We start from the raw sequence: 10,009 nt of genomic DNA on the forward strand, positions 1-10,009 counted from the left end.
ACATCATTTTCCCATCACCCCTAATATTCTCTATAAATATTGTAAATTAAAAAAGACTGTAGGCAAACTCGAAATTTTTCGAGTTTGTCTACAGTCTGAAAGGACCGTTTAAAAACGGTCCTTTCTCATTATTCTGCAGCAGGCGCTTCAAATAAATCTTTAAAATCTTTATCTTTAATTTTTACATCTGCATTATCAATTGCTTTGTCTAAAGCAGTTTGAAGAGCAGCTTGGTCTGCTTGAAGTAAAGCCTTGCGAATCTCGTCCTTTTTCTCTTGTTCCATCTTATCAAAACCTTCAGTTGTTCCAGTTACTTTAATGATGTGATAACCGAATTGTGACTCAACAATATCACTTGTTTCGCCTTCTTTAAGAGTAAAGGCAACTTCTTCAAATTCAGGAACCATACGTCCTTTTCCAAACCAACCAAGGTCCCCGCCATTTTGAGCAGAACCATCTTCAGAATATTCCTTTGCTACATCTTCGAATTTTTCACCTTTGTCAAGCTTAGCCTTCGCTTCTTCAATTTTCTTTTTAGCGTCTGCTTTTTGCTCTTCTGTTGCATCCTGTGGAACTTGAGCTAAAATATGGCTTGCTTTAACCACTTCGCCTTCTTTTACTTCAACTTCTTCCAATGCAGCTTTTTCTTTTAACATGTCTGATTTAAGAAGTTCGCGTACGAATTCCTCACCATTTTGCTCAACAATGGCATCAAACTGGGCACCTAGAGCAGCTTGCATTTCTTCATATTTTGCATCTATTTCTTTATCTGTTACTTCATATTTCTCTGATAATACTTTAGTATAAACTAAATCTTTAAGGATCACTGCGCCTGCTTGATCCTTCATGGCATTATATAATTCGTCTTTTGTAACATTTCCAGCTTTTGTTTCTACAAGTACTGCTGAATCGTCGGCATTGTTACATGCACTTAGACCAAGAATACCTACAGCAGCAGTTAAAGCAATTATTGATTTTTTCATTACACACACTCCTACTATGTACAATTTTTATATACGGTTTGTCCAAGGGTACAAAAATTACTATAACATACTTTTAAAAAAGAAAGAAAACATTTTCGCAAGATTATTCAAAAATCTGGGACATTCGCACAGTCATATAGGCTTTATGCGAATAGGATATAGTGAACTGAATAAAAGGCTTTTGCCTTTCAAGTTCAAAAGTTTAGTTGATTGTGAAAAAGAATTCCTAAAGGCGTGACAATCGCCTATTCGTTCACAAATGATTTCGCATAAAATACCGTACTAAGATATAGGAGGTGTAACTATGAGTCACGGATACGCTGGTGGATTCGCGCTAATTGTCGTGTTATTCATCCTTCTAATCATCGTTGGTGCTGCTTGGTTCTAAGAAAAGCTTAGCTTATTGATTGTCCACGTTAGCCACGTCCTGTTGCTAACGTGGACGTCAGCACTTCCTCGAAAATGCTTTGCATTTTCTTCGTGCGATGTATATGCTGCCGAAGTCTTTCCTGTCCTGTGCAGGTCCGACAAGCAAAAGAAAAGCTAGCTAGAAGGATGCCTTTTATCCTTATTGACAGGTTGACTTGACCAGAGAGGGGCCTGGCCCTTTAGCTAGACAAAATAAAAACATTCTCAAATAAGAAAAAGGATGGCCGAAAAATCGGTCATCCTTTTTCCATTTACGTAAACAAGACCTCTACATAGGAGGAAATAAGTAAAATGGTAATCAAAATATTAATTGTTCGATAAACTTTTGGCTGGCGGTCATCAGGAATTTCTTTTTGCTCACATAGCCGGTAAGTCATTTGATTAATGTAAAACAAAATAAAAGCAGCAAATGGAATATAAAATAAGAGCACTCCTCATCCCCCCATCTAAAATCAAATATGCCGTAGCATTTTTCCCCTAGATTTGTTCAATCATGAAAATCTAAGACTCCCAGAAGGCTCAACTTTATTCATTACTCCAAAATTTCATATGAATAAAGTTTATTTATGAATTAAAATATCATAGCCATCCTCTACTTCTTCAACAGTACAAGATCTTGGTGCCTTAATAAACTGACCTAAATAGATAAAATCAGGAACACATAGCCCAAAATTGATCGCTGCAATAATGGAAAAATAATGAATATAGACCGGAAATGCAACACACGCACCAAGCATAAGTGTAGTAATCAATAAAAATGGTGTACTCATTACTAAAATGATAAACGGCTTAGAAAGTGCATCTTTTGAACGAGTAGAAACAACTGGAATAATTCCATACAACCATTTAAATGTTACTTTTATTTTTTTACCAGTTACCCAAAAGGGTAAAACATGCAAGGTTGCATGTAATGGATAAATCAACAATAAAGCTAATAAAAAATAAATTGATCCATCTTCATTTAGTTTAATTGAAGAATACAGAAGATTCATTGGCAAATAAAAAAGAATAAATGCAATGAACATTGATATCAAGGATACCAATACAATTCGATGGAATCCATAATCCTTTGAAAGATTAATGGTTTTCCAACATGTCATACAAAATCACCATCCACAATCATAAGAAGTAAATAATTGGAAGTCGCATCCAAATCGAAGTAAAATTTTTTTTAATTTAGTTACTCTAAACTTACTAAACTACTTTACTTTGTTTCTAACAAAAATGCAATAGGTATCCAAAAGAACGATAAAATACATGTTTTTTCGACTTTTTTCGCTATTTTTGGGCATATTATTTAAAAATAAACGTAGAGTATTCATTCAACTAAAAGTATCTGGGGTGTTAACTATGGAGTCAATTGAAGATCGTTTGGAGCGACTTGAATATTATCAGTCGCTCATCTTACCGTTGTTAGAGGATAAGTTATCACCGTTTCATCAATTAATAATGGAAGCAAAATTAACAAAAAAAGACGTCGAAGACTTATTGGAACTATGTGAAGAAATGAGCATTACATATAAAAAACAAAAAGCGGAGGGACTTATATGTTTCACGCCGCTTTTAACTCAATTTGTAGGGATGCTTCATCCCCACTTAGATCCAAAAACAACAATCGACGTATTAGCTAAAGAAAGAAAATATACCCCTTTAATGAACGAGTTTAAAGGGATACTCAACGAAATAAACTAATTCCAGATTACAACTCTATTTTTTCTTCTACTCGTTTGTAAAGCTTTCCATCTACTTCAATAAAATCATCTTCAATATTTCGGAATGATTTCTCGAATATTTCCATATAATCGTCTCCATATATGTTACGGACAATGCTCATAACCTCAACGATTTCTGGGAACTTTCCGTAAAGCTTCTTAAGTGGAATTGCTCCTTCCAAAACTCCATTTTTACTCGGATTATAGCTTTCCACAATTTTCAAAAAGATTTCTTCCCCTTTTGGTGTCAACTCGATATACGTGTTACGCTTATCATTTTCCTTTTTTGAAAATTGTAAAAATCCACGTTCCTCTAACTTTTTAGAAAAGTTAAATGCAGTTGAAACATGCATAACTCCAAACTTAGCAATCTCTGAAATTGAAGCACCTTTCAAATGATACGCTATCCAAATAATATGATGTTCATTAATATTTAAATCATAAGGCTTGATCCATTGTTGCCAGTCCTTTTCAATAGATTTCCATAATGCCTTACTTAGCTGTGCGATTCTCTGACTAAAAAGGAGCGCTTCTTTGATGGAGGCCATTTTTTCTTCATGTTTCATAGATTCACCCACTTTTCTATTTTCTCTTATTACTATTATGCCAATAAAATAAAAATTAATAAAGATGTAAATTTACGAAATTTTTAAATTAGGTGAAAAAAATTTGATTCTATGGGGTTGTAACCGCTTTTTCTAGTTTTTCTAAAGCGCTTTCTATTTCTGAAAGCTCTTTTTGAATATTTTTTTGATTACCTTCAATCTCTTGTTTCCAATGATTTAGTAAATAACTAATATCACCAGAAACCTCAGATATTGTATTCACCGCCTGTTTCGTTGACCTAGAAACCTGTTCTGTTAAGGATTTCCCATCGGAAACAACCTGAGACAGGGAATTAGAGATTTGTTTTTGATTATTTTTTAACGCCTTTCTTAATTCCTTGCCTGAAGTAGGTGAACTTAAAAGGACGGATACACCACCAATTACACTTCCAATTAATACACCAATTAATAGAGACTTTGTTGATGTCATTTTAATCACTCCAAATCAGAACTATTATTTACAGAATTCTACAAAAACTAAAGAAATCCTTTTCAAACTTCATATTTTTTACAAAATTACAGTTGCTGTAATAAGTCATTTTGTTGGATATACCAACGGTCAACAATACTATTCCGAACCAGTACAAAAACAATTCGTTTTCGTTCCTTCCCTTGATTTTCCCTGTATATTTCGACTTCAACTGGTATTTCCATACTTAATAGTCCTTTTAAATCGCTTAATGGTAAATAGGACATGTTTGTTATTGAAAAAATTGTAATTTGACTTAAGGTTTTGTAAAGCATCTTATTTTTTGAATTCGGCATAAAGGTTTGTTTGATTATTTTTCGATCCGATTGATTAATACCGGCTACAAATATTTCAATTAGGTGATACGGGTCCGCATTATTAATGTAATCGTCTAACCTGCCTCCCGCCTTTAATAACATGAGTTTATGAGCAAAATCTGGTTCTTTTGAACTGTGGGTGGTACTCCCTAAGAAATGCACACAAAAATGACCAGGAAAGCCGTTTTTTAAAGCACCTGCACCATGTGGCATACCGTGCATTGAGGCGGCAATCATTTGATCTCCATATTTTACAATAATCGCCCTTCGCTTCCAGCTCCATTTCCCGCTATAAATTCTTTTCATAATTTTTGTGTCTTCAATTGTGAGTGGTTGAACATCGGCATGTCTGCTTCCAGCCCTTCTTTGCACACGAAATTGAAGGCCCGTTTCAACGTCAATAATAGTAAAGAAGGATTTTCTAGGAAGAATCTCATTTACAATGTCCCAAGGAACCATTTCAACTTTAAAGCTTATTGGGCTATCTCTCTCATCATATTCATTTGTAACCGCAATGGCTGTATTATGAAATGCAAATAAAAAAAGAAAAAATAGAAGTATTACTTTTGTCATTCTTCAGGACCTCTTTTTTTTTACATAGCTTTCCATAAATGATGAAAATCTATTTATAAAAAAACTCGACTCATAAAAAAAGTGAGTCGAGTCTTGATTGATTACTTATGAAAGGTTGGTTTATAGAAACTTCGATTATCCAATGCAAAGACTCGGTCTGAGAATTCGCCTGGTTTTACACGTTCTAATGCACGATCTAACATGTTCATTTTGGCATCAAGATTATCTATATAATGTAGAACTTCCGCTTCCTTAATCATTGGTGGCTTAGGGCTTCCCCATTCTGCCTTTCCATGATGGCTTAAGATAATATGCTGCAATACCGTAACTTCTTCACCTTCAATACCTAGCTCCTTTGCTGCTTGTCCGATTTCATTTACCATAATTGAAATATGGCCTAATAAATTTCCTTCTACTGTATATGTTGTTGAAATAGGGCCTGACAGCTCCGTAACCTTGCCTAAGTCATGTAAAATGATGCCTGCGTATAATAAGTCCGTATCAAGTGATGGATATAGATGAGCAATTGCTTTAGCTAAGTCAAGCATTGAGACAACATGATAGGCTAAGCCAGACACGAATTCATGGTGGTTCTTGGTTGCTGCTGGATATTCAAAAAAGGCAGCTTGATGCTTTTTCAGTAAATGCCTCGTAATCCTCTGGATATTTGAATTGTTCATTTCAAAAATATATTGTGTGATTTTTGAAGCCATCTCATCCTGCGGTACTGGTGCAACTTCAAGAAAATCGGAAATAGTAACCCCATCTAAATCAGTTATAGGTCGGATATTTCTGATTTTCAACTGATTTCGTCCTCGGTAACTATTAATCTCGCCAGCAAGTCTTACGATTTGTTGAGCAGCATAGTTAGTCTCATCTTCAGGTGTTGCATCCCAAAGTTTTGCTTCAATTTCTCCACTTTTATCCTGAAATACTAAAGTTAAGAATGGTTTTCCATTACTTGCAATGCTTTTTGTTGATGATTTAATAAATAAATATACATCAACCTGCTGTCCCACTTCATAATGAACAATACCCTTCACCATATTTTCTCCCCCTGCTTATCTATTTACTCTCACTTCTAAAAAATGAGGACTATGAAAATAACAAATTTCTTACAAAAATTATAGCATACTTTTTTGGTATTCTATGATACCCTCATTACTTAGTATTATAGGTTTTGCTTCACCAAATCCTTCCAAAACGTGTTGGTGACAAGTAAATAGGAGGACTTGATTTTCTTTTGACAGTTCTTTAATTAAAGAGATGACATTTGATAAACGACCTGAATCAAAATTAACAAAGCTATCATCAATAATAAATGGAAATGATTGACTGGGATGCATCGTATTAGCAAGCGAAAATCTGAGCGAAATATACAATTGCTCTGAAGTTGCCTGGCTAAGTTCAGACGGCTCATAGCGTACACCCTTATTATTCTCGACTAGAAAACCATCGACTTCATTGTCAAGGTAAATTCTTTTGTACTTCTTATCTGTAAGAATAGAAAAATAATGCTCAGCCCTTTTTATTACCTTAGGTAAGCGGAGCGTTCGATAGTGGTCTACTGTTTTAGTTAGAATATCTTTTGCAACTGATAGTGTTGCCCAGTTTTTAGCATAGTTTTTTACTAAAGAATTACTTGCCTCGTAAGAATGAAGTAAATCTGCGTAGGTTCCACCTTCTTCTAGTTCTTGTATCCGATGGTTTATAGCTGACAGTTGACCTTGCCTTTCTTTTTCAATTGCATGAAGTCTAGTGGTTTCAGCTGACATCTCCTCAATTAGAACTTCATAATCAGTTTCTATATTACAAATCTTAACTAACTTACCAAAGCGTTCTAGTTGCGCCATTAGGAGATTCATTCGCTCTTTCAGTTCTCTTGCGGTATCATTTGCTTGTCCCTTTGCCCGATACTCTTCTTCATTCGAAACTTTCGCAATATCCCAGAGAACTTGAATTTCCTTTTGAAGATGCTCGATTTCCAAACTAAGCTTTAAGATTTGTTCTTCTGAATCCTTTATTTTCGCATCAATCTGTAATAACTGTTCATATTTCTTTTTTTCTTCTTGCAATTGGATCGCCATCTGGTCAACTTTTATCGAACTTCGGTCTTCTATGTTTAACTGTTTTGCAACTGTATAAATTTTAGATTGGAAGTTAGAAATCTCATTTTGAAGATCTACTTTTGCTTTAGAAAGCTTTTGTTTATTTAAAGCTTTCTCCTTAATCGCTTCAAGAATTTGAAAAACATCCAATAATCGTTCATTTGAAATTTGCAGTGGAAGTCCATATGTTTTCTTGATGTTTGTTGCTTTTTCCTCTAAGGAATACTCTGTTTTCTCCCATTCCTCAAAGTCTTTAAATACCTTATCTAATGCACGTTCATTTTGTCGATGCGTGGCTTTTTCAATTTCAATCTGTTGTATTAAGTGCTTATCACGAATAAGTATTGCTGATAGCTCTTCATGATCTGAATAGTTGCTATGTGTTAGTTGCTCATTTATAGCCTCCAGCTTTTTCATTAATCTTTCTCTATCATCCTTGAGTTCATGAATGAATGAGGATGTCATCTGGGAAGTTTCTGTTTTCCCAACTGGCCACATGAGAGCACCTAGGATAGTTAATATCCCACCAATTATCCAATCTTTTGTAACATAGAAATAAACCGAGATAATCAATAAGGTAAAACCAATTCCATAAAACAATCGAGTATACTTTTGTTTGTTTTCAGATTCTTTTGCTGTCATTCTTTGCATTTTTTGATCAATTCTTTTTATCTCATCCTCAATTAACAGCTTTTCACTTTCTAGGTTCTCCTTCGAAGTATATTGGCTTTTCTTTTTTTCATAGCGTTTTCGTTGTTCCTCTGGGAGCACCTGTTGCTTTAAGTCTCTTAACTTTTGTTCGCTATTATCTAGAGCTTCTTTTACTTGTGTAAAACTGTTATCTAAGAAATGCTTCTGTTGCCTATGTCGTGCTGTCTCAGAAACAACTTCAGAGAACATATCTTTTGCAGTAATGCTTAGATTTAATTTCAAAACATCTTTCTCTGGTAATGTAAAATTTATTCGATCTATTAGTTGATTTAATTCATCTTCTATCTCTTGAAGTTCTATCGTAACTTGCTGAAATCTGTTTTCTTTTTCATAAAATAGGTTTTTATTTTCAACCAATTCCAATATCCGTTGTTCGTTAACAATGTATTGTTTGGCAAAATTGATTTCACTTTTTTCCTTGTTCCATTCTAGAATTTGGCCATTTATAGCAGCTAATTGTGCCTGATACGGTTTTATTTGCGCCTGCAGTTGTTCTAAGCGATTCAGCCCATCCTCGGGATAAGGTTCAAACACTGGTAAACTTTGCAATCGATTTTGTAATGTTTGATATTCTTCTACGATTGGTTGAATGGATCGGAGTTTTTCTGATTCTTGAATTTTTTGCTTTAAAGAACTTATCTTGGAATCATAGGATACAAGTTCGTTTTCGAGTTGCTGTTGTTCGTTCAGGAGAGATTCATATTCATTATTTTTCTCCTGCCACTTCGTAACTTTTGCATGTTCCTCCTTTAGTCGGATAAGTTCCATATTAAGTGGTGGATTCTTTCCTTTTGGTTTATATAATCCATCCATTTCCTTCACCAATTTAGTTTGTAATTCAAGTAAGGCGTCTGTTCCAATTGTCCCCGCAGAAAATAAAAACCTTCCTACGTCCTCTCTCTTTAAATTATGTACACCCTGTAGTCCATGAATATTAAAGGAATAAACATTCTTAAACAGGTTTTTATCCATTCCTTGGAAGAGCTCTGATATAAACTCTTCTCCGTAAACTGAACCATCTGGCATAAATACTGATACTTCTCCTGTGGCTTTACCTGGTAATCTTTCAATCAAAATTGTTCCATACTCGTCAGTTTGGAGAATGAGCTTTCCACCATATTTGGCTCCTGCTTTAGGGATATAACGTTGCTCATTTTGTTGTTTCGTTGGAAATCCAAATAAAATACTATGTATAAACGACATAAGTGTTGATTTTCCAGCTTCATTTTGACCAAAAAAGACCTGAAGATGTGGAGAAAGCTCTCCGAGTTCCAAGTTTTCAAGTTTTCCATACCCATAGACCTGAATTCCAATGATTTTCATATCGTCACCTCCTATTTGAAGAATAGAGTTCTCGTAGAATTAAGTTCTCCGCATCATGAAGTATTTCCTGTAGTTCTTCATTTGTAAAAGTATCAATATGCCTCCGGAAGCTTTGATTATTCCGTAAAGGGAGTAGTGCATGATCAAAGTCCTGATAGGTTTCCATGTTTTCCAATAAATCACCAAAAAAATGTGAATCCTGCTTTAACTTTTGACGATTGATCTGTATTTGAAAATTTTGTTTAAGTCCCACCACATAGACAAAATTCTTTTCTGAGATATCATCGTTTAAAAGAGATAAGAGATCTTCTTTTATTGGATTCTCTTGAAGTTGTGTTAGCAGTGGTCCGGTTCCTATATATTCAATCGTTACAAATAAGCCTTGGGTTTCTTTACGGAGAGATTCAAGATGAGAAAGTGATTTGTCAACAAGTTGGTCAAAACTAGTAAGCTCAGAAATATCGATGGTCGTATTTTCCCAAACTAAGTCGGATGTTGGAAAAAATGTATATTCTGTTTTAGCTTTTGAAAGTTTTACGAGATAACCACCCTTTTCACCTGTTTCCTTTTTATGCCTACCTTGAATATTGCCAGGATAAATAATAGGAGGGTCTTCAGCTAAAATCTCCCTTGTATGAATATGTCCAAGAGCCCAATAGTCAAATCCTTTTTTCTGTAGGTCAGAAAGCAAAAACGGAGCATACTGAACTGACCTAGCCAAATGAGACATATATAAAACACCTATCCATATTAAATTTAACACTTTTTCATTAATTTGA

At 34.5% G+C, this 10,009-nt stretch carries 11 protein-coding genes; 2 read left to right on the plus strand and 9 right to left on the minus strand.

What is annotated here, in order from left to right; translation table 11 throughout:
- Nucleotides 1-128: 128 nt before the first annotated feature.
- Nucleotides 129-983 (minus strand): peptidylprolyl isomerase, encoded by an 855-nt coding sequence (locus tag ACR65M_RS25370; RefSeq protein WP_121447088.1) that lies wholly within the window; start codon nucleotides 981-983, stop codon nucleotides 129-131.
- 304 nt (nucleotides 984-1,287) lie between these two features.
- On the opposite strand from ACR65M_RS25370, the gene ACR65M_RS25375 reads away from it, so the two are divergent.
- Nucleotides 1,288-1,371: a YjcZ family sporulation protein gene (locus ACR65M_RS25375; RefSeq protein ID WP_121447089.1), complete on the plus strand. Its 84-nt coding sequence runs from the start codon at nucleotides 1,288-1,290 to the stop codon at nucleotides 1,369-1,371.
- Nucleotides 1,372-1,663: 292 nt separating this feature from the next.
- Here ACR65M_RS25375 and ACR65M_RS25380 read toward each other — a convergent pair whose 3' ends face one another.
- Both ACR65M_RS25380 and ACR65M_RS25385 read right to left on the minus strand, forming a co-directional pair.
- Nucleotides 1,664-1,843 carry a hypothetical protein gene (locus ACR65M_RS25380; protein WP_099362463.1) on the minus strand — a complete coding sequence of 60 codons (180 nt, stop codon included), beginning with the start codon at nucleotides 1,841-1,843 and terminating at the stop codon, nucleotides 1,664-1,666.
- Between the two features lie 129 nt (nucleotides 1,844-1,972).
- Nucleotides 1,973-2,512, minus strand: coding sequence for a DUF3267 domain-containing protein (locus ACR65M_RS25385; protein WP_341332485.1), 540 nt, complete (start codon nucleotides 2,510-2,512; stop codon nucleotides 1,973-1,975).
- Nucleotides 2,513-2,762: 250 nt separating this feature from the next.
- On the opposite strand from ACR65M_RS25385, the gene ACR65M_RS25390 reads away from it, so the two are divergent.
- Nucleotides 2,763-3,104 carry a DUF1878 family protein gene (locus tag ACR65M_RS25390; RefSeq protein ID WP_341332486.1) on the plus strand — a complete coding sequence of 114 codons (342 nt, stop codon included), beginning with the start codon at nucleotides 2,763-2,765 and terminating at the stop codon, nucleotides 3,102-3,104.
- Nucleotides 3,105-3,111: 7 nt separating this feature from the next.
- Here the strand turns inward: ACR65M_RS25390 and ACR65M_RS25395 are convergent, their stop codons facing one another.
- From ACR65M_RS25395 to ACR65M_RS25420, 6 genes are all read right to left on the minus strand, one after another.
- Nucleotides 3,112-3,690, minus strand: coding sequence for an HTH-type transcriptional regulator Hpr (locus tag ACR65M_RS25395; protein ID WP_440274780.1), 579 nt, complete (start codon nucleotides 3,688-3,690; stop codon nucleotides 3,112-3,114).
- Between the two features lie 109 nt (nucleotides 3,691-3,799).
- On the minus strand, nucleotides 3,800-4,159 hold the full coding sequence (locus ACR65M_RS25400; protein WP_341332487.1) for a YtxH domain-containing protein: 360 nt from the start codon (nucleotides 4,157-4,159) through the stop codon (nucleotides 3,800-3,802).
- A gap of 86 nt (nucleotides 4,160-4,245) precedes the next feature.
- A complete protein-coding gene (locus ACR65M_RS25405; RefSeq protein WP_440274781.1) occupies nucleotides 4,246-5,088 on the minus strand; it encodes a hypothetical protein in 843 nt (280 codons plus the stop codon).
- Between the two features lie 101 nt (nucleotides 5,089-5,189).
- Nucleotides 5,190-6,134: a 3'-5' exoribonuclease YhaM gene (yhaM, locus tag ACR65M_RS25410; RefSeq protein WP_440274782.1), complete on the minus strand. Its 945-nt coding sequence runs from the start codon at nucleotides 6,132-6,134 to the stop codon at nucleotides 5,190-5,192.
- 78 nt (nucleotides 6,135-6,212) lie between these two features.
- Nucleotides 6,213-9,230: an ATP-binding protein gene (locus ACR65M_RS25415; protein ID WP_440274783.1), complete on the minus strand. Its 3,018-nt coding sequence runs from the start codon at nucleotides 9,228-9,230 to the stop codon at nucleotides 6,213-6,215.
- Nucleotides 9,231-9,234: 4 nt separating this feature from the next.
- On the minus strand, nucleotides 9,235-10,009 hold a 775-nt coding region (locus ACR65M_RS25420), incomplete at its 5' end, for a metallophosphoesterase family protein (RefSeq protein ID WP_440274784.1).

The organism is Ferdinandcohnia sp. SAFN-114, from assembly GCF_059415045.1.